This window comes from Halorubrum sp. Hd13 (genome assembly GCF_002252755.1).
Lineage (GTDB): Archaea > Halobacteriota > Halobacteria > Halobacteriales > Haloferacaceae > Halorubrum.
The window spans coordinates 289-23,737 of sequence record NZ_NHOY01000078.1; the positions used below are offsets into that span (position 1 = coordinate 289).

Annotated in this window: 15 protein-coding genes and 1 pseudogene; 6 read left to right on the top strand and 10 right to left on the bottom strand. The window is 59.5% G+C overall.

Annotated features, from left to right (window positions below):
- On the bottom strand, window positions 1-732 hold a 732-nt coding region (locus DJ81_RS10420; protein WP_094589582.1), incomplete at its 3' end, for an NADP-dependent oxidoreductase.
- 125 nt (window positions 733-857) lie between these two features.
- Between DJ81_RS10420 and DJ81_RS10425 the strand changes: the two genes are divergently transcribed.
- On the top strand, window positions 858-2,126 hold the full coding sequence (locus tag DJ81_RS10425) for an amidohydrolase (protein WP_094589584.1): 1,269 nt from the start codon (window positions 858-860) through the stop codon (window positions 2,124-2,126).
- A gap of 118 nt (window positions 2,127-2,244) precedes the next feature.
- Here DJ81_RS10425 and DJ81_RS19795 read toward each other — a convergent pair whose 3' ends face one another.
- From DJ81_RS19795 to DJ81_RS10440, 4 genes are all read right to left on the bottom strand, one after another.
- Complete coding sequence (locus DJ81_RS19795) at window positions 2,245-2,376, bottom strand: hypothetical protein (RefSeq protein WP_275542429.1); 132 nt, start codon at window positions 2,374-2,376, stop codon at window positions 2,245-2,247.
- A gap of 46 nt (window positions 2,377-2,422) precedes the next feature.
- Entirely contained in the window at window positions 2,423-3,550 is a 1,128-nt protein-coding gene (locus tag DJ81_RS10430; protein WP_094525135.1) for a CapA family protein, read from the bottom strand.
- 66 nt (window positions 3,551-3,616) lie between these two features.
- Window positions 3,617-4,561, bottom strand: a complete 945-nt coding sequence (locus tag DJ81_RS10435) for a DUF368 domain-containing protein (protein ID WP_094589586.1) — start codon at window positions 4,559-4,561, stop codon at window positions 3,617-3,619.
- A 6-nt stretch (window positions 4,562-4,567) separates the two neighbouring features.
- Window positions 4,568-7,708 carry an oligosaccharyl transferase, archaeosortase A system-associated gene (locus DJ81_RS10440; RefSeq protein WP_094589588.1) on the bottom strand — a complete coding sequence of 1,047 codons (3,141 nt, stop codon included), beginning with the start codon at window positions 7,706-7,708 and terminating at the stop codon, window positions 4,568-4,570.
- A gap of 98 nt (window positions 7,709-7,806) precedes the next feature.
- Between DJ81_RS10440 and aglG the strand changes: the two genes are divergently transcribed.
- A complete protein-coding gene (gene aglG, locus DJ81_RS10445) occupies window positions 7,807-8,745 on the top strand; it encodes a glucosyl-dolichyl phosphate glucuronosyltransferase (RefSeq protein ID WP_094589589.1) in 939 nt (312 codons plus the stop codon).
- Here the strand turns inward: aglG and DJ81_RS10450 are convergent.
- Complete coding sequence (locus DJ81_RS10450) at window positions 8,735-9,628, bottom strand: glycosyltransferase family 2 protein (protein WP_094589591.1); 894 nt, start codon at window positions 9,626-9,628, stop codon at window positions 8,735-8,737. The two genes, aglG and DJ81_RS10450, sit on opposite strands and share 11 nt — an antisense overlap.
- 256 nt (window positions 9,629-9,884) lie before the next feature.
- On the opposite strand from DJ81_RS10450, the gene DJ81_RS10455 reads away from it, so the two are divergent.
- A complete protein-coding gene (locus tag DJ81_RS10455; RefSeq protein ID WP_170938296.1) occupies window positions 9,885-11,075 on the top strand; it encodes a DUF563 domain-containing protein in 1,191 nt (396 codons plus the stop codon).
- Window positions 11,076-11,089: 14 nt separating this feature from the next.
- Here the strand turns inward: DJ81_RS10455 and DJ81_RS18805 are convergent, their stop codons facing one another.
- Window positions 11,090-11,935 (bottom strand): PglZ domain-containing protein, encoded by an 846-nt coding sequence (locus tag DJ81_RS18805; RefSeq protein WP_141212567.1) that lies wholly within the window; start codon window positions 11,933-11,935, stop codon window positions 11,090-11,092.
- A gap of 249 nt (window positions 11,936-12,184) precedes the next feature.
- Between DJ81_RS18805 and DJ81_RS10465 the strand changes: the two genes are divergently transcribed.
- The 3 genes and pseudogenes from DJ81_RS10465 (at window position 12,185) to DJ81_RS10475 (ending at window position 16,739) form a co-directional block, all read left to right on the top strand.
- Window positions 12,185-13,597 carry a sulfatase-like hydrolase/transferase gene (locus DJ81_RS10465; RefSeq protein ID WP_094589597.1) on the top strand — a complete coding sequence of 471 codons (1,413 nt, stop codon included), beginning with the start codon at window positions 12,185-12,187 and terminating at the stop codon, window positions 13,595-13,597.
- Between the two features lie 123 nt (window positions 13,598-13,720).
- Window positions 13,721-15,151, top strand: a complete 1,431-nt coding sequence (locus tag DJ81_RS10470; RefSeq protein WP_094589599.1) for a polysaccharide biosynthesis C-terminal domain-containing protein — start codon at window positions 13,721-13,723, stop codon at window positions 15,149-15,151.
- Between the two features lie 328 nt (window positions 15,152-15,479).
- A pseudogene (locus DJ81_RS10475) lies at window positions 15,480-16,739 on the top strand (IS4 family transposase).
- A 283-nt stretch (window positions 16,740-17,022) separates the two neighbouring features.
- On the opposite strand, the gene DJ81_RS10480 reads toward DJ81_RS10475, so the two are convergent.
- The 3 genes from DJ81_RS10480 to DJ81_RS10485 all read right to left on the bottom strand — a co-directional run bounded on the left by DJ81_RS10480 (window position 17,023) and on the right by DJ81_RS10485 (window position 23,438).
- Window positions 17,023-19,551 (bottom strand): BGTF surface domain-containing protein, encoded by a 2,529-nt coding sequence (locus DJ81_RS10480; RefSeq protein ID WP_094589601.1) that lies wholly within the window; start codon window positions 19,549-19,551, stop codon window positions 17,023-17,025.
- Between the two features lie 838 nt (window positions 19,552-20,389).
- Window positions 20,390-20,719, bottom strand: a complete 330-nt coding sequence (locus DJ81_RS20010) for a homing endonuclease associated repeat-containing protein (RefSeq protein WP_394338291.1) — start codon at window positions 20,717-20,719, stop codon at window positions 20,390-20,392.
- 100 nt (window positions 20,720-20,819) lie between these two features.
- Complete coding sequence (locus tag DJ81_RS10485) at window positions 20,820-23,438, bottom strand: hypothetical protein (protein WP_249269116.1); 2,619 nt, start codon at window positions 23,436-23,438, stop codon at window positions 20,820-20,822.
- Window positions 23,439-23,449 lie beyond the last annotated feature (11 nt).

Genomic DNA, 23,449 nt, shown 5'->3' on the forward strand with positions numbered 1-23,449 from the left:
GACGGCGACGCGCGCGTCGAGGTTCAGCTGCGCGAACACGGCGTCCGTGATGGGCCCGCCGACGTTGTCGAAGTAGACGTCGACGCCGTCCGGCGCGGCCGACTCCAGCGCGGCGCGGTAGTCGTCGGTCGTCTCGTAGTTGATCGCCGCGTCGAAGCCGAGGTCGTCGGTGAGCCAGTCGGTCTTCTCGTCGCTACCGGCGAAGCCGACGACGCGGCAGCCGTTTCGCTTCGCGATCTGGCCGACGACCGAGCCGACCGCGCCCGCGGCGCCGGAGACGACGACCGTGTCGCCGGGCTTCGGCTCGCCGACCTCCAGGAGCCCGAAGTAGGCGGTCCGCCCCGGCATCCCGAGGGCGCCGAGGTAGGCCTCGGGGGCGGCGACCGCGGGGTCGACCGGGGCAACGTCGGCCGCGTCGAGCGCCGCGTAGTCGGCCCACCGGCCCTCGCCCGTCACGAGGTCGCCCGCCTCGTACGCGTCGTGTTCGCTCTCGACGACCTCGCCGACGACGCCGCCGTTGAGCGGGTCGCCGACCGCCCACGGCTCGGCGTACGATTCGGCGTCGCGCATCCGACCGCGCATGTACGGGTCCACGGAGAGGTAGCGCGTGCGAACGAGGAGTTCGCCCGGCGCGGGGGACGGGACGTCGGTCTCCCGCAGTTCGAAACAGTCCTCGTCGGGCTCGCCGGTCGGGCGCTCGGCGAGCACCCACTCGCGGTTGGTGTCAGTCACGGTCGGCGTTGACCCCTGTGCCCCAATAGGGTTTGGACGCCAGCAGGGCATGGGGCCGAATGGGGGGCGACGGCGACCCAGCTTCGCCGGGTGATTTTTTCCGACGGCCCGCGAGGGTGACGGGTATGGACGCGTTGCACTCGTTCGAGGGGCAGACGCTGCGAGCGATCAGACGAGACCTCCACCGCCACGCCGAGGCGGGCTGGAAGGAGTTCCGGACCTCCGCGCTGCTGGCGGCCGAACTCGACGGCCTGGGGTACGACGTGCTCGTCGGCGAGGACACCGTCGCGCCGGACGAGCGGATGGGCGTGCCGCCGGCCGACGAGGTCGCCGCGGCCAAGGAGCGCGCTCGGGAGGCCGGCGCGCCGGCGGAGTACCTCGACGCGATGGGCGACGTCACCGGGGTCATCGCGACGCGGGAGTTCGGCGACGGCCCGACGATCGGACTGCGGACCGACATCGACGCGCTCGAACGACAGGAGGCGATGGACGACGACCACCGCCCGGCCGCGGAGGGGTTCGCGAGCGTCCACCCCGGCGAGATGCACGCCTGCGGCCACGACGCGCACGCCGCGATCGGCGTCGGCGTGGCCCGGGCGTTCGCCGAGAGCGGGTTCGACGGCACGCTGAAGTTCTTCTTCCAGTCGGCCGAGGAGGGCGGGCGCGGCGGCAAGCCGATGGCCGAGAGCGGCCACCTCGACGACGTCGACCACCTGCTCGCCGTCCACGTCGGCCTCGACGAGCCGACGGGCACGGTCGTGTCGAGCTACGACGCCCCGCTGTCGAACGCGAAGGTCGACGTGACGTTCTCCGGGGAGCCCGCCCACGCGGGCGGCGAGCCGCACGCCGGGCGGAACGCGCTGCAGGCGGCGACCGCGGCGATCGGGAACCTCTACGGGATCGCGCGCCACGGCGACGGCGCGACGCGGGTCAACGTGGGCAGGGTGAGCGCGGACAACGCCCAGAACGTGGTCTGCGAGGAAGCGACGATGCGGGTCGAGGTGCGCGGCGAGACCCACGACCTCAACGAGTACATGCTCGGGCGGGCCCGCGAGGTCGTCGACGGCGCGGCGACGATGCACGACGTCGACGTCGAGGCGAGCCTCTACGGGAAGACCACGACCTTCCGCAACGACGACGCGGTGGTAGACGTGGTCGAGGCCGCGGCGGAGGCGACGCCGAGCGTCGACCGGATCATCGAGAAGGAGTTCGGCGGCAGCGAGGACGCCTCCTACCTCATTCGCCGCGTGCAGGACCAGGGTGGGACCGCCACGTACCTCGGCGTCGGCGCGAGCAATCCCTCGGGCCACCACACGGCGTACTTCGACGTCGACGAGGACGCGATCGACGTCGGCGTCGACGTGATCGTCGACGCGATCGGTCGGCTGGCCTGACGTATCCCGCTCGGGGGTCTGACGTATCCCACCCGGGGTCTGACGTATCCAACCCCGGGGGTCTGATACGGTGGCGGATGCCCGGCGGACGCCCGGCGGACGCGCCGAGGCGGGACGCTCAGGTCGAGTCCGTCGACAGCACGAACAACGCGCACGCGGCGCCGAGCACCAGTATCGCGATCAGGAGGACCGGCATGATCGTTTCCAGCTGCGCCGCGCTCAGACCGAACAGATCCCCGCTAGCGGTCATGCGCATTTCAAGCTATCCAGCGGGTGACCGTCGTCGCCGCCCTAGTTCATCCCTCGCCCAACGGGATCGAGAGGCCGCCGGCCACGCGCTCGACGTCGGTCCCGAACGCCGCGGAGCGCTCCGCGACGGTCTCCCGAACCCACTCGGCGACGTCGGGGTCCGCGATCGTCGCCGCCTCGTCGACGATCGCGGTCGGCTCGACGAACAGCTCGTCGAGGTCGCCGTCGCGGACGACCAGCTCGAACAGCGCGCTGCGCTTGTTGTGAACCCCCTGCCGGTCGACGTAGTCGACGTAGTCGTCGACGAAGTCGCCCGCGTCGTAGACGATCGGCCGCCCCCGATACACCTCGACGCCCTGGAGGACGTGCGCGCTGTGGCCGTGGACGACGTCGACGCCCCGATCGACGAGCCACCGCCCGAACCGCTCGTGGACCCGCCGCGGTTCGGTCTCCCAGTTCGCGCCCCAGTGCAGGGAGGCGACGACGAGGTCCGGATCGTGCGAGCGGGCGCTCTCGAGAACCCCCTCGACGAGCGAGCGCGTCGCTGGGATCGAGGGATCGAGCGTCGCGAAGGCGGTGCCGGGCTCTTCTTGAGCCGCAGCGAACGCCTCGGACTGGTCGGTGAGGCCGAACGCCGCGACCGTGACGTCGCCCGCCTCGAACACCGCCGGCTCGAGCGCCGCCCCGAGATCGGTCCCGGCACCGGCGTGGGCGATCCCGGCGTCGCCGAGGTGCGTCCGCGTGTCGCGGAGCGCGGGCTCGCGGAAGTCGAGGATGTGGTTGTTCGCGAGCGAGACGAACGAGGCGCCGGCGGCCTCCAGCGCCGGCACGGCGAACGAGGGATCCGACCGGAAGTAGTACACCTTGTCGGGCCACCGCGTGCCGCGCTCGGAGACGCAACACTCCAGATTGGCGACGAGCCCGTCGAGCTCCGCGAGGCGCGGCAGCGTCGGCCCCCAGACCCCCGCGGGGTCGTCGTCGGCCCACCGCTCGTTCACGCTGCGCCCGAGCATGAGGTCGCCGACGAACCCGAGCCGCGCGTCGACGTCGGCGGCGTTCGGGTCCTCGCGTCCCCCGGCCTCGTCGTTACGTCCGCCCGACGGGGACGCGACGCAGCCGGCGACGCCCGCCAGTCCGGCGACGCCCGACGCCAACAGGGTTCGGCGAGTTCGCATCGCTCGCGGCTTCGGCCGGCGTCGATTTCAAGCCACCGAGTGCGCACCGGCCGCGTCCGGCCGGGGTCAGTACTCGATCGCCGCGGAGTACCGGTCGAGCACGAACACGAACGCCGCGCCGACGAGCGCCGCGAGCGCGAACCGCGGCGCCGCCCCCTGCCACGACTCCCCGCTCTCGGCGAGTCGAGTCGAGACCTCGAGAAGCGGCGCCCGGAGCGCGCCGACGACGAGGCTCACGAGGAACGCGAGCGTGGCGGCTCGAGCGCGGGCGAGCGCGTACCTGACCGTGTGCGCGATGGTGAACAGCCCGACGACCCCGCCGAGGAGAAACGTCAGGACCGGCGGGAGCGTCTCGACGAGCGCGTCGCTCCCGTTCCCGGTCAGGAACGCGGCGAGCCCGTCGACGGCCCGGCTCACGGTCCCAGACATGTACTCGTACTGGCCGAGCACGATCAGGAGGAGCGACCCCGAGATGCCCGGGAGCACCATCGCGCTGACCGCGACCGCGCCGGCGACGAAGACGAGCGGCAGCGAGCTGCCGAGGCCGGCCGAGGCGACGCCCGAGGCGAGAAAGGCAAGGAGGAAGCCCGCGACCGCCGCCGCCTGCCGCCGGGGCGTGTCGAGCGTGACGCCGCGGAGCAACACCGCCGCGCTCGCCGCGATCAGCCCGAAGAAGAAGCCGTACGTCGCGACCGGCCGCGTCGCGAGCAGGTAGTTGACGCCGCTCAACACGGTGACGACGGCCGTGCCGATCCCCGCGCCGAGCACGAGCAGGAAGGCGCCGTCGATCTCGTGGAACGCGGCGCGGGCGTCCGGGATATTGGCGGGTCGGACGCCGGCGAGCACGCGTCGAATTCGAGACGGGTCGACCGCGGTCACGGCCGCGATCAGGCGCTCGTAGATGCCGACGATGAGCGCGATGGTGCCGCCGGAGACGCCGGGGACCGCGTCGGCGCTCCCCATCGCGACGCCCTTCAGGTACAGCGTCGCCCACTCTCGAAGGCCGGCCATCGCTGGTTACGGGCTCGCGCCGATGCCGACGGTCGCCTCGGCGACAGCGTCCGCCCCGACCGGCGTCGCGGGCGCGACCGTCGCGCTCTCGTTGCTCGATCCGTCGCCGCCGTCGGAGCCGCTCCCGTCGACCGGACAGTCGGGGTCGCCGCTCGGGCAGTCGATTATCTCCTCTTCGAGCTCGACCGTCGCCGCGGCGTCGTCCGCGCCGACGACCTGCCCCTCGGTCACCTCGACCTGCCCGACGCGCTGCGTGGTGTACAGGTCGTCGCCGGTCGTCTGCGCGGTGGTGATGGTGTACGCGCCCGTCGCGCGGACGCTGGTGTTCGTGTAGCCGTTCTCCGGGCCGAACTCGTCGTACCCGGTCGACGAGTACGGCACCGTGAACGCGAACTCGCCGTTCGAATCGGCCTCGGCGTACTGCGTGTACTCGAAGGTCCCTCCTGCGGGCTTCCGCATCTCGACGGTCGCCTCGACCTCCTGACCGGGCTCGGCGCCCGAGCCCTCGATCGTCGCGCCGGGGACGCGTTCGAACGTCTTCACGTAGTCGTCCTGGAACGCCGCGAGGAAGGACTCGCCGAGAATGTCCTCGACGCTGGTCCCCTCGGGGACGAGCTGCTGGAGGACACGGACCTGCAGCGCCGAGGGCGACTGTCCCTGCGCCTGCGAGGCGTGGACGAGCCGGTGGTGTTCGAGCGCGGCGACGCGCTCGGAGGGGAGGTCGCCGACGCCCCCGATCTGCGCGCTTCCGTCCTGCTCGACGTACTCGCGCGCCGCGGTCATGTTGTCGAACTGCCGCACCGTGGCTGTCGGATCGGCCGGGAGCGTGTTCACCTCGACCTGCCCGCCGCTCCGTGTCTCGGCGGTCCGCGTCTCCCAGTCGACAACCACGGGCTCGGGGTCGACCGCGCTACCGTAGTGCTCGTACAGCCGGATCATCTGGCTCTCGTGGTAGCGCTGAGTGTTCACCTGCATCACCGTCCGGAAGCCGCCCTGCTCGGTCTGCTGGTAGAGCACGCGGTTGAAGTCGGAGCGCGTCTCGTTGCCCGAGTAGAACGTGACCGGCGCGCCGAACTTGGAGTTCGGCGAGGCCATCTGCCAGTCGACCATCACGTAGCGGGTGTGTTCGCCCTCCGTGCTCTGGCTGGCGAGCACCTCGCGGGCCGCCTCCTCACTCGGCGCGAGGAGGTAATCCGCGGCTTCGCCCGCGTTCTGCTGGAACGGATTCGCGTTCGGAATGCGCTCCGCGCGGGTGGTGATCCAGTGACCGTAGTCCCACCACGACTGCACGCCGTACGCGCCCTCCGGATACTCGAAGTCGCCGTCGGCCGGGCGCTCGTAGGTGCCGTACAGCTCCATGGGGTTGTCCGCGCCCTCGAGCTCGCCGGGCGTCGGCGTCTCGTCGTTCATCCACTGGAGGCTCCCGTCCCACTGCGTGACGCCCCCGGGACCGGTGTTGGCGCCGGCGGCCCACACGGGGGTCGCCATCGCGACGAGCGGGACGATCAGGACGACGACTAAGGCGATCGCGACCATCGCCTGCCAGCCCTCGACGTCGCGGACGTCGTCAAGCGACCGGAGGCTGATCGCGTCGAGCGCGACCTGCAGGAAGTACGCCGCGCCGACCGCGACGATCACCGCGAGGTAGTAGTTGAAGCGGGTCTGCGTGAACGCGGCGCTCCCGATGAACGCCGCCCACACGACGAAGTACAGCTCCTCGGCGTCGTACTCGACGAGGAACGTCGCGCCGACGAGGAGAGCCGCGGCGATGACGAGGCCGACGACCTGCCAGCTCACGCCGACGACGCTCCCGACCGCGTCGTAGAGCTGGGGGACCGCGTAGACAGAGCCGACCACGGCGAGCGCGGCCGGGATGTAGAGGGTGTGGGTGCTGTCGTCGGAGCGGTACAGCGGGCGGGCGACGATGTAGAGCACCGCGGCGAGCGCGAGGAAGAACGCGAAGCCGTACTGCGAGAGGACGAAGTCGGAGAAGGCGGCCTCCTGAAGTGGCGGTTGGCCCTCACCGATGGTACGGAGGTTAGCGCTTGCGCTGAAGCCGACGAAGTTCAGGAGATTGCCGGTGATCGTTCGCCAGAGAGAGGGAAGCGCCAGCCAGATGACGCCCGCGGACGCGAGGATGAGACCGCCGACGGCCGGCGGATAGGTGTCGACCCCGAGTTCGCGAGACTCCCACTGGCGAGCGAGCCACGCGAGGAAGACGGCGCCGAGGGCAACGCCGATCGGGAGGACGACCTGCGTGAGCGAGTAGCTGGTGACGCCGAACGAGAAGTTGTCGAGTGGGATCAGTTGCATCAGGCCGGTGACGCCCATCGCGACGGCACCGGTAAAGGCGATCGGTTCGGGCGTGGTACCGTGGTACACATCGCTGGTTATCTTGATCGCGAGGAAGACGCCGGTAAACCCGACCATGAGGACGCCCGGCTGCCACGTCCACATATAAAGGCCTAGTGCGACGCCCGCGGCGGCCGCGTACGCGGTCGGACGCTTCAGCGCGTCCCAGTCGCGATCGACGACGAGTTCCCAGACAGGCGCCTCGCGCTCGGCGACCGCGAAGGCGACGAGGAACGCGAGGACGGCGAGACTCTGGAAGAGCACTTCGGCCGCACTGTGGTCCGGGAAGCCGACGAGACTGTAGCTGAAGAAGGTGCCCGGCAGGAGCGCGAGGACGACGACGGCGGCGGCCGCGGCGAATCGGTCGACGAACCGGCGCGCGATGAAGTAGGTCGGGATCGCGACGAGTGCACCCGCGATGGGGGCCATGATGAGCATGACTTCCTCGGTGCTGCCCATGATCGGCCGGGCGATCCAGACGCTGACCGCCATGATGTGGTCCCACAGCGTGCCGAACTGCCCGGCCGACCGGCCGACGGGGAAGCCAGTCCAGACGTCGAAGGGGAGGCTGTTCGGCCAGTTCTCGAGGAGGTAACTGGTCTCGCGTAAGTGGTACCACGCGTCGTTGCCGCGGAAGTACACCTCGCCGTTCTGTATGAAGTTACCGTACGATCGAAGACGAGTCCATAGCATGAACACCACGGCCCCGAGGAGGACGGGGACGTGGTACCACCGTTGGAGGACCTCGAAGGGTGATCTCTCGTGGTCCCTGACGGCGTCGGTTTGCTCGCTCATTACACGATGCCACTACCAAAACGTCCATAAGACTTGTTATATACCGCCCGGCGGCGGGTTCAGAACCCTTATTGATCCGGGGAGAAAATTCGGCGACAATGAAGGTCTCCGTCGTCGTCTGCACGTACACGATGGACCGCTACGACGTCTTCACGGAGGCCGTCGAGAGCGCACTCGCGCAGACGTACGACCCGATCGAGGTCGTGCTCGTGATCGACGGCAACCCCGAGGTGTACGAGCGGGCGGTCGAGGATTTCGGTGACTATGAGAACGTCGTCATTTACGACAACGACGAGAATCGGGGGATCTCATACAGTCGGACGCGGGGCGCGGAGCTGGCGTCAGGCGAAATTGTCGCGTTCATCGACGACGACGGGGTAGCCGAGGAAGACTGGATCGCGAAACTCGTCGAGGTGTATGAGGACACAGATGCGATTGCGGTCGGCGGCGACGTCCGTCCGAATTGGAAAGGCGAGCAACCCGCTTTTTTCCCCGAAGAGTTCTACTGGCTCGTCGGCTGTGTTGAGCCGGAGTTTGCCGAGGACGGCGAGGAGGTTCGGAACACTTACGGGTCGAACATCTCATACCGTCGTGAGAAATTTTTGGAAGTGGGCGGGTACGACCCGAACACGGGCCGGAAGGGCGACAAACACTTACAGGCGCACGAAGCACCGGTCGGCATTCGTCTGATCGAGGAATTCGGACAGGGGATGGTGTACGCTGAGGATGCCGTGGTGCATCACACACTGTTCGAATACCGTGGGGAGTTCCGGTGGCTGTTGTTCCGATCGTTTTGGCAGGGCTACTCGAAGCGCGTGATGGACCTCCTGTATCCGCAGGCACCCGATGCCAAGGGCGACTATCTGAAGTGGTTAGTAGCTGATCGGGTGCTACGGCGGCTGAAAGGGTTACTCCTATCACCCTCGACAGCGGTAGTATTACAGTTGGGGGCTATCGCCGCGTTCACCGCAGCGGTTGGGTTAGGATATATTTACGCGACGCTGACTCCGAATTTGGTGGAACAGGCTAACGCGTAGGGGCACGGAGGTTACGTTTGGTGCCGAACAAAAACTCGTAGTAATAGCCCAGTCCACGAGTTGCAAGCATGGCAACAGATAGAAAAAAGAACACTATGCGAGTAAACACTGAGATTGGAGACTCCTCTGCATCATTCCCACTCGGTCTCGTTGGGGTTGGAGGAAGTCCGGGACGGCCGAAGCGATCTGGGTAATACCGTTGCTTCTGGGTAAAACCGCGGCCTACGCGGAAGTTCTTTTTCCCGAGTGATTTGACCGAGGTTCGAGCAGGATGGAATACGGTAGCATCTGCGGCGTATCCTTGTGTGTAACCTGCCTCGAAGACTCGTTCGCCAAACTCTCGATCACCGCCTGAGGTGAGTCTTGCATCAAACTGTCCGATATCATCAAAAACATAGCGCCGGACAACCAGCGCACATGTCGGTGCGTAATGCTCCTCCCGGAGATACCACTCTACTGGAAATCCCGTCCGGACATCGTACCGACCGACAAGCGTGTCTGTTGGGAGTGTTAGTTCTACATTGCAACCGAGGTAGTCCGCGTTTTGACGCTGCATGGCATCTAATGCGGTCTCAAACCAGTCATTGTCGATAGTTTCATTAGCATCAAGAAACGCAATGATGTCGCTCTTGGTATGTTCGATACCTACGTTGCGAGCGGCGTATGATCCCTGAATTTCATCTTCGACGAGAAGGTGAATATTTTGATACTCATTAGTATAGTCTTGAATAACTTCACGGGTGTGGTCAGTCGACCCGTTATCCACTACGAAAACAGTGAGATCATGAAATCCCCGCAACGAGCTAATCGACGCTAGTGTATTTCGAATCCCGACTGGATCGTTGTAAACTGGAATGACTATCGAAACAGAGTGCGAGGGCATAGTGAACTGTTTATCTTAACTCCGTTGTGTAAGTGATTTAAATACATTGAAGTAGCCTCAGAATTTCTTTAATTCGCATTGTATTCAGATATGTGTGATTAACATTTTGAGGGGCGATCAAAACAACATCGCCCCGGTCTGCTGGTCCCGAGTGACGCAGTCGCTCAGACGGTATAGTAACGCATTGAAGAATATGGCGACAAACCGCTCACAATCCCCAGTCATTAAAATCCTCCTGGGCCTCAATAGAAGTAACATGGAAATCGGACAGATTCCAGCCCGTTCAGTTCGCAAATTCACCAAAGACGGGGCAAAAGAACTCATTCATGAGGGTCATAATGTTCTAATCCAGGATTTATTTCTTTTTAGAATCATGTACAAAAATTTTCTTAAACAAAATATAAATATTCTCACACGAAACGACATATACGGAACCGATCGGTGTCTATCGTTTGGTCAGTTTGATGGATCAATGCGGTACAAGGGGGAAGCTGGGTTTCGGGGAGCGGACCAACCGAAGCAGTACGTCGCAGGTGACCGGTTCGTGTGCGATTTTGACGACGCTACGATCCTTGGACCAGTTGGGCCAGGACTCACAAAAGAAGGAACTGTGATTGCGGATACGGTGGGTTCTCCACCTCTTGTTTCAAGGCGAACAGGCGTTTCACTAGCCCAGTCTATATCTAAGAATGGGATCCGGCCAACGCTTAATGCTCTCCAAGGGGAAGCAACCTATACAGATAAGATCGATGTCGCGGCTCACGCGGTCTCACCTTGGAACAACTACTATCACTGGAGTGTTGAGTGTCTTCTCCGAGTGAGACTGCTTGAGCAATACGGTGACCGGACGGGAACGTATCCGACCCTCCTTGTTCCAAATAAGCGTCCGTCTTGGATTGATGAATCACTTGAACTGATCAATTACACGGGAGATATCGCAGGTCTCAAATCCGGAGTAGTAGACGTTGAGAAGTTGGTTGTGCCGACATTCCCCGATCCGATCCCACAGGAATGTGCGTGGATTCAAGATCGAATGCGAGAGCAGGTGACAACTAGCGGCGAACAGAATCAACGTGTGTTTGTTGCACGCCAAGATGCAACTGTTCGCCGTATTGCGAACCGAGACGCTGTACAGCAGGTGTTCGACCGGTATAATATCGACACGTACCTACTTGGAGAGCTGAGTGTTAAAGAACAAATTTCGTTATTTAGTGACGCTGAGGTTGTCGTGGGGCCACACGGAGCGGGGTTAACAAATATTCTGTACGGATCGGATCTGACAGTCATAGAGCTGTTTGGTGATAAGACAATGGCAACGTTCGATCGCCTTGCTGAAAGTATGAGCCACGAGTATCGCTATCTGCAGTGTGAACAGGCCGGGCTAGATATCCGCGTGGATGCGAAAGAATTAGAAGCGACACTACGTGACGTTCTCACTACTGACTGACAGATTAAAGTAGCCTAGAGATATCCTAAGTCCTCAAGCCGTTTCTCCGCAGATGTTGATTCAGTTGTCGATTCAGGATCGGGAGCATACGAAGTGTATGTCTTTTCATCAGTTGCAGAAGTTTCCGCCCAAGGAACCTTCCGCATGCATGGAAGTGGACAGCCAATCACATGCCGATAAAAGCCGTACTCCCCGAACGCTTCACCATGATCGGCTGTAATCGCCACCTTTTCCGCGTCCAAATTCTCTAGTAATCGTTCCACCTCATCCAAAACAAATCTGAGATTGGTCAGATATGCAGTCCATGCAGCGCCACGGGTTATCTCACCCGACCGAAGAGAATCAAATGGTTGAAACAGATCCTCATCTGTCGCGAGTGGATACGGGTCATGTGGGTACATGTAGTGTACGATGAGCTGTTTTGTTGGTTGTGCGCGGCCAGCAGCAATCGCTCTATCCGTCGTGTATCTTGGATGAACGCGTGAGCCAACTTCACCGCAAATTGACCACTCTGAATCGTCATCGAATTGAGCACGCCACAGTTCTTCGATATATCCAAATGAAGCTGGGTTCACCACGTCGTACTCTGATGGGCCGAATGGGGCGGCTGCGTGGCCAGTATCCCCATTCTGCGTAAGAACACGCTCAGTATAGGTATTACCAGATATATATGCTGTCTGTTCGATTTCACTTCGATATGTCTCATCAAATGTGTGATTCATCCATTCAAAGGATGTACTTCCAACAGACGTTATTGAATCATCGGCGGTCAGAAATTCGTACTCATTTTCAACTTCGCGAAGTGCATCCACGCGACAGGCGTCAAGGATAATCAACGCGTCCCAGTCCCGGTTATACACGTTTGTACCCCATGGCCACCGTTTAGTAATGCTCAACAGGAATGCAATATATACATAGTAAATAGGTCGCAGCAGGCGTGATATTAGTGGTTTCTTGGTATCCCGGAGGTTAGCATAGCTCTGTGACACCCATTTTCGAAAACTAATCGTCATTGCCGGAGACATTCATTCTGGATAAATATTGGTACCGAAATCATCATTCCTCTGCCTCACCGAAGTTTACATAAATATCTATGTGGACTTGTACTCATGGATAAGCCGAACATTCTTTTATTAGTCCTTGATAGCGTTCGTGCTAAAAACGTCAGTCACTTGGGGTATCAACGAGAAACAACACCAGAGTTAGATGCGTTCTCCAAACAATCGACCACCTATTTGAACGCACGATCTCCAGGGATACACAGCATCTCAAGTCATATAAGCATTTTTACTGGTTTAGAAGTTGCTCAACATCAGGCGACATCTCACACCGCACAAATTGAATCTGGACATACGATTTGGGAGGAACTCACAGGTGAAGGGTACCGCACTGGCTTGTTTACGCCCAACGCCATTGTCGCAGAATCCTCCAATCTTGCATCGTTTTTCGAGACGGTCGTTGGACCCAAACGTCAAAAATTAGTATTTCCGGAGGCGCTCGGCCCTAGTCAGGTTGATGGGAACACAAGCTACGGAGAGTATCTCGTAGCCGCTGCTCAAAGTGACTCGCCTGTTAAAGCCATCATCAATGGGATTTATAGAGAATTTGGGCGATCGATCTCAGCCCATGATCCTATGCAAGAACACGCTGGTGAGTATCTTGATGCGTTTCAGACATGGCGTGACTCAGCTGACGGACCATGGGCAGCCTGTGTTAATCTCATGGACGCACACTATCCGTACCTGCCCCAAGAGCGTTACAGTCAATGGGGCGGCAGCTCGCTTGAGAAGCTTCACCAGAAAGCAATGGGGGGCCCGCTGACGGCCCAATATCTCGGAGACCGGCCCTTCTGGGAACTTGAGGCCACAGAAAACATATATGATGATTGCATTAGGCAAGTTGATGATTATGTTGGTGACTTCCTCACAGAACTGGAGAATGAGGGGGAACTCGACGAGACACTCGTCGTCATCACGAGCGACCATGGGGAGGGATTCGGCGAGTACAGCCTCCTCAACAGTAAAGTGAGATTAATCGACCATAGTTGGGGTATTGGCGACGAGGTTGCACACGTGCCGCTTCTCGTGAAGCCACCAGGATCGACATCTAACGAGACCGTTACCGAACCAGCGACGCTGACCCGTTTTCCGACAGTCGTTCGAGAGACAGTCAACGGAAACACTGGGTCGTTCGTATCGGAAACCGGGGAGGCGATCACGAGTTCATATCGCGTCGAAGAACCTGGCAATGAACTCCCGATACCGGCCGCCGATCGAGAACCGTATTTCGGACCATGGCATGCTGTATGTCGAATGCGGGACGAGCAGATACTCGTTGACGCTGTTCGCCGTGAGGACCATGTGCGGTACAGTCCAGTCGTTCGGCAAAATGTCAAATCCGGTGATAGAGACTACATCGATTCGGTGATGGACGAATTTTCACCGGCAAACATAGGGCGAGAGGACAACGCAATTGATGACGAAATCGAACAGCGACTCCATGAACTCGGATACAAGACGTAATTAACCACGATTTGGTTATTTGAACTACTGGTTCCGATTGCGACTGGGGATCTTACAACAGATTGTCTAACTAGAATAGAGTAAAAAGATGCTCTTATACCTCTCTTTTCCGCTTGTATTTCTATGCGTCTAGGTCAGACATCTCTTGTCCATTTCGCGTCGCGGTTTTTAGCTTCTGTACTCGGATTTGTTTCGACGGTGTTTATCGGACGAATACTTGGATCCAGCGGTCTCGGTACGTATTACCTGGTGCTCTCGATGATTGCGTGGCTCGGAATAGCGACGAAATTTGGAGTCCCTGGCGCGGTCACAAAACGAGTCAGCGAAGGCGAGTCACAGAGCGCACACACGATTGCTGGTGTATCAATTAGCACTGGTCTGTTTATTCTCGTTGCGGGTTGTGTGCTCGTTTTTAGAGAGCCAGTCAACAACTATGTCGGCTATCCCGCCGCTAATTTTGTCGTCTTGTTGCTATTCGCGAATATTGCACAGACACTTGTCAACGCCGTATTAAAAGGCCAACAGCTAGTTCACATCTCTGGGATATTCAATCCAATTCGCACCGGAACACGGAGTGTAGTGCAGATTACCACTCTATTTGCAGGGCTGGGCCTTGTTGGATTATTCGCTGGGTACACCGTCGGATATGCGCTTGTTGCGGTACTTGGAACATATATTGTCGTGCGAAATTTCGATCAAATATCGCTTCCACGCCGCTCTCATTTTCGGAACATCCTCTCGTATGCGAAGTTTTCGTGGATTGGATCTCTCCGTAGCCGAGCGTTCAATTGGGTGGACGTGTCTATTCTTGGGTTCTTTGTGTCGACATCACTTGTTGGCATCTACACCGCAGCTTGGAACATTGCGGTGTTTCTGATACTTTTTGGTGGATCATTGAGTCAGACTCTCTTTCCCGAGATGAGTTCGCTGTCAGCCGACAATGATCAAGAACAAGTCAGCGATCTGTTTGAAACGGCACTTGCCTTTGCAGGACTAATTCTGATTCCCGGCTTCGTAGGTGCAACAGTCCTTGGCGAACGGTTGCTCCGAGTGTATGGTAGTGAGTTCTCTCAAGGTGCGGTTGTTCTCTCCGTACTTATTATAGCAACACTCATTCAGGGGTACCAACGTCAGTTCACAACTACTTTAAATGCGATTGACAGGCCGGATCTATCGTTTCGTGTCAATGCTGTGTTTATCATCGGTAATGTAATTTTAAATGTGAGTGTTATTCCATTCTACAATATCTTCGGTGCAGCCGCTGCAACGGCAGCATCGGTCGCGATAAGTCTCGGAGTAGCCTATGTATTACTCTCGTCACAGATTGGATTTTCTGTACCAACTCAAGAGATCGCTAAACAATGGGTTGCTGCGGGTCTGATGGGAGTAGTCGTGTTTATCGGATTGTCTTTAGAGGAAACCCACTCACTGATTGGGATCAACATTGTCACTGTACTCGTCCTAGTCGGACTTGGCGCAACAGTGTATTTCGCGACGTTATTAGTGATCTCTTCACGCTTCCGGACAACGATCAAAGATAACCTACCAGTGTAGGGTGATATCTAGACTCTTCCATCAGACAGATATAATTCCGAAATTATCACTTATAGGTATGCTATACTATCAATGATATCATGAATAAATGCCGCCAAGCAGAACCCATTATAAAAATAAATAACAGAATACAATTGCGTTGATCAATGTGTTATCAGGTTGGCTAATTCGCGGTACACTAATATGTATTTGACAAGGCAGGTAACAGAGCATTCATTTGTCTTTGGCTAAGAGAGAAACCGCGTGACAGCAGCAGCTTATCAAGACTTCTTTCGAGAGGAATGAGGAAGCGGCAAGTGTACACGAAGGCACCTCCTCATTGAAAATCTTGTGTCGGATCACTATACTGTTTCCCCGAACTCCTCGAAGAACACCCAAGGGATTCGGCGTGGTCAAACGGGACAGCAAGCTTCAGATTCCTATCCTCGTGTGGGCGCTCGTGTTCGGCTTTGCCCCAGGCGAGAGCCGAACCTTGCTGGGTTCAAACACTGCTCCAACGTTACAGCTGCCGAACCAATTTCTCCCGGCGGCTTCTATCACCGGATATCACCAACCCCCGCAGAGTATCCCCGCGACCTCGTCGAGCGCAGCCTCGACCGGGTCGCTATCCCTGATGCTGTTGACGCTGATATGGATCGATTTAGAGACTTGATGATCAGCGATAAACGGTGTTTCGGTTGCACGAGTTCCTCCCTGATGAGTTCCAATACCACCATGAGGAGCTGGTGGGAAGCTCCACCTGCTCCACAACGCCACCGACGAGACGATTGAGCGGATCTAAGTACCGGATGAGAAAACGCACGACAGCACGCTGTTCAAGACAGGATCGTGGCTGCAAGGACGGTTGATTCTGCTCGATCTGGCGTATTTTAATGTCGCCGCTTCACGTTAATCGATGAGAACGACGGCTACCTGATGAGTAAGCTGAAGCAGAACGCAAATCCGGTGATAACGGAGGAATTGTAGGAGTAGCGCGGCCGCACCATCCCTTGGAGAGCAAGCAGATACAGAACATAGTTGATGACTTCACACGGAAGTACATCAACGTAGAGGTCAAAATGAATTTCGAGCGAGGTCAGTACGAATGGACGCACTCGCGGGACACGAAGCAGTTCCGTGTCGTCGGCGTCCGTGAGAGGACGACGACTACCACCTCAATATCACGAATCTTCCAGGAGAGGTGTTCCTGCGGTCAGATTTAACACCGCTGTATCGGTGTTGCTGGGAGGTATAGAATTTCTTCCGTGGTCTGAATACATAGTATGAACTGGGCGGATTTGACACAAGCAGCCGCGATGTCGTGGGAATTTTGCTGTACGCAGCGTTGCTGCCACTGCTGGTGAATTGTGAGCTGTTGGGTCTAGTCACCGAGCGGGCCGACAATGAGATCGTGTTTCCTCTGGAACGGTGGGCGTGCGACCGGAGGATCGCCGCCCAGTTTATTCTCCACGAACTCAGTGAGTACCTCGACTACTCGCAACCGCCGTTGCTGGAGAGGTTGATCGAGGATGCTCAGAAAATCCACCAGCAACGGCCGATACTCCAAGAAACGCTCGCTGCCGCTACACAACCGAAGTGTAAGTCTTAGCTAAATACGAATGGGAAGTAGTATATCTGGAGTATGAACCTCTGTGACTCGAATTGGTAGACTGTGCCCAGTGGACACAAGGACAATATCTCATACACAAACAGGTCTCAACCATTCACGATACGTGAAGGTATCATACCACGCTTAGTCTGGAAGCAACCCAGTGTCATCTACCTATCTGAGCAGCAGCTGTAGCTGGGTGGGCGAATCAAATAAAAAGGAACCGCGTGTGAGTCGGCCCGCGAGGGCCGATGGTTAGCGAGTGTGGTGAATCGCTGCTGGGTTACTCGTTACGCCGCGTCGCGAGGAGCGCAGCCGCGATGAGGGCAACGAGCGCGACGAGAGCACCGAAGCCGGGCGTGGAGTCGTCGGTGCCGCCGTCGCCACCGTCTTCTCCGTCGGTACCGTTACCGTCGGTACCGTCTTCACCGTCGGTACCGTCTTCGCCGTCGGTACCGTCGTCACCATCCATGCCGCCTTCGGTTTCGATGGTGAGCGTGCCGGTCGCTTCGTCGTCGTCGGTGGAGACACCGTGCTCGTAGTCACCAGCGTCGAGGCCGGACGTGTCGGCCGTGAACTCGACGGTGGTGCTGTTACCGGAAGCAAGCGTGACATCCTGACTGTCGAGCTCGTCGCCGTCAAGCGTGAGCGCGACACTCTTCGTGTCCTGCTGGCCACCAGTGTTTTCGATCGTCGCAGAGACGGTTACCGAGTCACCAGCCGTAGCGGTCGCCTGAGACGGGCTCAGGTCCGAGACCTCGAAGACCGCGGGCTCCTGAACCTGCTCGACGACTTCACCGTCGACTTCAAGCTCTTCGTCGAGCGGCGACTGCTGCGTCGAGGTAGTGAACGTGTCGTTCACTTCCTGTTCGTCGAAGTCGAGCTGGGCCGAGAACGTGCCGTCCGGCTGGACGACAACATCCTCAGCGTTCTTGACGAAGCTCGTCGATGCGTCCTCATCGCTGCGGGCGCGAACGGTGAACTCCGTCCCAGGCGCGACATTCATCGTACCCGAGATGGTCTGGTTCTCCGCGTTGGAGACCTGAACCGGGTCGCCGTCGAAGTCACCGTCAGCGTCGTTGACATCGAAGGTCGCGTTCGACGATTCGTACGCGTCTTCGATCTCGTCTTCGCTGTCGTCTTCGCCGTCAGCGTCGGTCAGGAGCGGGTCCTGAACCTGGAAGTCCGTGGTGTACGTATCGCCGTCCTCGATGGTACCAGTGAGCCCATCGAGGTCGAGGAACACGTAGTAGTCTCCATTGTCGTCGTCGTGGACGATGTCAACATTGGACGTGAAGGCTGCCCGACTGAGTTCCGACGCGTCGATGTCGTTCGCCTGAACGTTTGAGCCGGGGTCCTCTTCTTCGAACACAAGGCTCGTCACGTTATCGTTCCCCGCGCTGGCATTCGTGTTAAGCAGGTCCCAGAGCGCGCCGGCGTTAGTGCCGCCGTTGGCTTCAAGCGCGCCTTCAAGACCAGTCACGGAGATCTGGTGGACCAGCACGTCGCTGGGGTTACCAATCGCGACTTGGTCGGTCTGGGTCACGTTGGTTCCAGCACTGTCGGTAATCGCTTCGACAGCAGCGTCGTCACCGTCGTCATCAGCCACGTCAAGGACGTCGTCACGGACATCGTCCGTGGTACGCCAGAGCTGCATATCACCGGTGGTGCGCTCCTCGATGACGAGCGACGCAACGTCGCTCTCGTCGTCAAGCGCGTCGCTCGCGTTATTGGAGTCAATCGTCGTCGGGCTCACGGAGACCGTGTAGTCGCCGGAGTCCAGAAGGTCAGTGAGATTCCCGGACTCGCCCTCGACAGTGATCTCGTCATCATCGTCCGCGAGCTCGGCAATATCGCTGACATCGCCGGTACGGTTGCCGGCAGTGTAGGTGTTGAAGAGGACGGCAACCTCGCCGTCGTCATCATCATCCGTGATGCTGATGTTGGCTTGGTAGTTGTCGTCCTCAAGATCGCCGACCACGAGTGTTCCGGAGTCGGTTTCGTCGAGTTCGACAGTGAAGTTCACAACGTCACCCTGCGGGACGGTGTAACTGCTCGAACCGAACTGGAGATCACCCTCACCGGCCTCAGTCACGTTGATCGAATCGGTATCCTCAGCGGACGTGTCGTTCACGTCGAAGGTGAACTCGTATTCTCCGGTATCGACATCCGAGAGGTTCGAGAAGTTCGCGTCGTAGGTGCCGTCACCTGTGGAGACGAGCTGTATCTCGTCGTCGTCGTTTTCGTCACCGAAGTCAATGTCGAAATCGTCCGCGAAGAGCGCTTCGAGTTCCTGATCGTCGAGCTCGCCGTCGGCGCTCACGTTGAGCGTATAAGTGCCACGGTTGGAGTCGAGTTCGAACTCGGCCTCCTCGTCAGCTTGGATCGAGTCATCGTCGAACTCGGCGGAGAGGTCCTGAACAGCAACCTCGAAGACGTTATTGATGTTACCATCGCCGGCGTCGAGGTAGTAGTCACCAGTGTCGAGATCAGCGCTGTCGAACTCGACGACACCGTTCTCGTCAACATCTAGCTCCTCTACAAGGCGGGTGTCATTATCACCCTGATCCTCGCGGAGAGAGACCTCATCGACAGTGAATCCGTCGACTGCGACGGATTGACCTTGCCAGAGGATGGCGTTGTTGATGCCATTCGCTCCACTCTCGCCTTCGAATGTTCTGTCTGCATCATACTCGTCGTTGAACGCAGCCGCGGGAGCAGCTGCGAATCCAGCAGCAACCATGGAAAGTACCATGACCGCTGCAAAGAAGACCGCGTTAGCCTTCTTGCGTGTTGTATTGTCGTTTGTCATATTGTTGTTTTGTTCTGTGTTGCGACAGTCTGCTTTGTCTTCACCCTGCTTGCCCGTTCGACATCGACCTACACTGCATCGAGGTCACGACCGGACTCGGTTCAGAGTACTCGCGTTTGTGTCGCTGGGTAGGGGTCTGCATCCATCCGTTAAAGGGGTCAGTATAAATGCTTTGTGTGGACACGCCCAGTGTGTGAACACCTCACACAAGAGTCTGACAGGGGTAAGACGGCTGTTTCCAGAAACGTACGAGGATCAGTCTTGCCAGGGCTAACACATCAATTTCAGCGTGGTAATTTCCCCGCCATATCCGGTCTTCGTACCCAACGGCTGGATATCAGGTTTCACTATTTGATTCTGGCTCTTCCAGTCCAAATGACGGGATGACCGGGGGTGTAACGTAGACTCTCCGAAGGCAACCCATAAAACCCCTCATTGCTGTCAGCTAAGATTTGCCTAGTCGTCGAGCGCCGCTTCGACCGCCTCACAATCCGAACCGACGCTGGTAGGTTGCAAGTGTGTACTCACCCTCGCGGGCGACAGTCGTCGAGGTTGGCTGCTCGCCCAATCATAAGGCGGGCGATGAACCTCCGTGATGAGGTCGTCCGTCGGAATTGGCAGCTGGTCAGGCATCTCGGTGCCCGCCGCCGCAAGCGCCTCACTCTATGAGCCAACCCACTCTGTGTGGGTGCGTGCTCGATGAGTGCCGTGCTCGCGCATCCCTCCAAACAGGTGGTGAGTCGTGCACCACACGGTGAAGCTCATCGGGTAGATCTCCATTTGACACATGCGCACCACCCTCCGTCGTCTCGTCGAACGCCTCCTCGAGTGCGGCCGATCACGACCCTAATCGCCTCTGATACGTCCAGCGGGAGTACCGCCGTGCTCGTTCATCTGGTCGCCGGTCGGAATCCATTCGAGGTCGTTGGGAAGCTGCTGAACCTCGGCAAGCAGGTCCCCCGTTGGAATCGCTGTATCGGGTGCGTGCGGATCGGACGTCGGCCTGCTCGACGGCGTCATTCCACGAGCCAAACCGTCGCAGGATTGGCGTGTCGGCGATCAAGCTGTGCTCACGGAACTGCTGGAGCGTAGGTTTTCCACCAGTGTCACCAACCACGGCCACGCGACGGATCTCACCGAGTAGTTCTTTCTCGACGTACGACGGCATATCCGTGAGACTGACGGCAGGCTGTATGAGTGTTCGGGGATCGAACGCAGAAGCCTAAAGGCACTGCTACAACTGGGCAGATTGAGAATCTCCCGTCTCTTCACATCCACTCAACACGGGAGCTGATAACACTCACCGACGAACTAGTGGCCACGTGTGAGGCGCCATCCCGATCAACCCTGGTCTGATTTCCATCAAGAACATCTGTGGACGTCACAGAGACGGTCCGGTTGCCGACAGTGTACTCGCCGGGGTGGGCGACTCGTATCGTCGCGGTTCCATTCGACACCGGAGCACTGCGAGTGTACGTTTGGGTTTCGTCGCCAAGAGTCACCGTGGTCGTCGCAGTTACCCGGTTACCTGTCGGATCCGAGATCTCGATAACAGCGCCGGGAACGATTGCAAACGTCCGTACGCCGTCTACCGACGCAAGCAGTTGGTAGTGACCGGTTGCCGTCGTGTTGTTGACCCCGGTGCCGAGTCCCTCATACAACGCTGCATATGCTGTATTTTCTGATGGCGCGTTCTCTCGATCCGTGAGGACGACGTACCCGACTCGTCCTTGGAACTGATCGTACCATCCATCGGGATCCTCGGCCGTGAGGAACTGGTCGTGGTTGCTCTGGGCATACCCGTAGCCTTGGGCCTCACCGCTCACGAAGTAGTTGTACATCCGGTTGTCGCCCCACTGGCTCAACACGAAATTTTCGGGATACGCGCGATCACTGGAGTCAGCATGGGTGTCAATCGTCTGGGCGGCATCGAACTGCGCTCGATCGTGGGTCGTCTGGCCAACCAGCGGCGGCACAAGAATGAGATTAAACACCAAGACGAGTGCCACCGTCGCGACAAGATAGCCCCGTTTTCCGGTACTGGATGGCAATCGCAGCGTCGACACCTCCTGCGTATCGTCGCTGTCTTCGACACGGTCAAGGAGAGACGTGTCAACGTCGTCGCCGGCGCTTGTGAGACGTTGTGATCGCGTCGTATCTCCAGCATCGCGAGTATTGTACGCCCTCCCGAGCACATCCACAGGGCGCGTGATGTCGACCGCCGCGAGCAGGTACACAAGTCCGATCCCAGCGAATGGCGCGATAAAGATCGCTAGCTGGCCGGCAAACCGCACCTGGATCGTCGCGAGTAGCGTGTAATACCACGCAAAGCAGATAAGCACAAGCCACCCCGGTTCGTATCGGCGCGCAACCGCCCACGTCGCAACCGCGAGCACGGCCACGGCGAAGTAGAATCCGAGTCCGAGCTGGAGCAGCGGACCGAAGACGACTGCAAAGTCGGGACTAAATAGTGACACGGTCTCGGTGGCACCCTCCCGAAAGAACAGGTCCTCGGCCCGGGTCCGGAACCGGGCGACGTCTTGTGGGCGGAGCGTCCGATACGCGAGGAGGCCAGCGCCGGCGACGATAGCTTCGAGCCCGACGAGTCCAGTTGCCGGGAGGTCGGTGCGGTGCCACCCCTCGCCGGCGACAACAACCGCAAGCGCTCCACCAGCAACGAGAAGCGGCGTGACCGCGGCAATTGATTCGTGCCACCCGAGCCAGCGGTGAGCTGCAAAGGCGATCCCAGCGCCGACAGTGAGCCCTGCAACGAGCGGTGCATTACCGTACACTGGGGAGACGTCGTGGCGCACGTCAAGTGCGACCCGGAGCCCGACCACGGCGGCGACAGGAATGAATGTAAGCGGCGAGCCCCCCCACGTGTGTGCAGAAGCTGCCACAGCGACTGCGAGTCCGACCGCAATCGCCCACATTCTTGCATCCATCGCGTGTGCCCGTGTGGGAAACACGGATGTAGCCTCCTCACTGGCCGCCGTGTCGACACGCTTGGCGACGTCAGCTGCGAGGGCCAACAGCGCTAGTGCCAGCAAACCAAGCCACAAATACTGGTGGGCTTGGTGGTCGAGAAATCCCACCGAAGTGTACACGACGTTCACAGGCGCGAGCCCGTAGAATAGCACTGCAGCGACTGCAACCCGCACATCGCCAGTGAGCAGTCGCGTTAGTCGGTAGACGACGTAGCCGAGGCCAACGGCGGCCGCAACCGGCAGCCACGCGGCGATCGTTGGGGCGGCCTCAACGCCGCCAAACAGAACAGTCACCCACCAGTTGACCGCATGTGAGAGCGGGCGAGTACTTGCAGCTCCACCCATATCGGCGAAAAGCCCGAAATCAAAAATACCGGTTGCACGAGCGGCCAGCCGCTCCTGCCAGTAGCGGAAAAAGTAGGTGTCGTTTGCGGGTGAGACGACGTAGCCGTCGCGAAACACGGCCGGGGCGGCCACGAGTCGCGCCGCGGCGACAGCAACGAGCGCGCCGACGAGCCCGGCGACCGTCCCTAGATCACCATCGACGAGTCCAGCAATCCACATGCGACTGGCTTGCGTCGTAGAGCTACTCTGATCGGTAGCAGCCGCAGTGGGGGTCGTGGAGCTGTCGGGGGCGGTAGTGTCATCAAAATCACCGTCTGCGTCAAGGGCCGCACGGAGCGCGTCTGGATGCTGCAGGCGGTAGCCGTCGTCGATATTCTTCGCCAGATCACGTGAGATGAACTCACCAAACTCACCGGAATCCAACGCTATCTCTGCGAAGTTCCACGGTTCGCCGTCTGCATCGCGCTCAAGGAGAGCAACGAGCGCGTCCTCCGTCTCAGGATGGTCCGCGAGGTACTCGCGAGCGGCTTCGGTCGTCTCCTCGGGTGAGGGCATTAGTGTGCAAC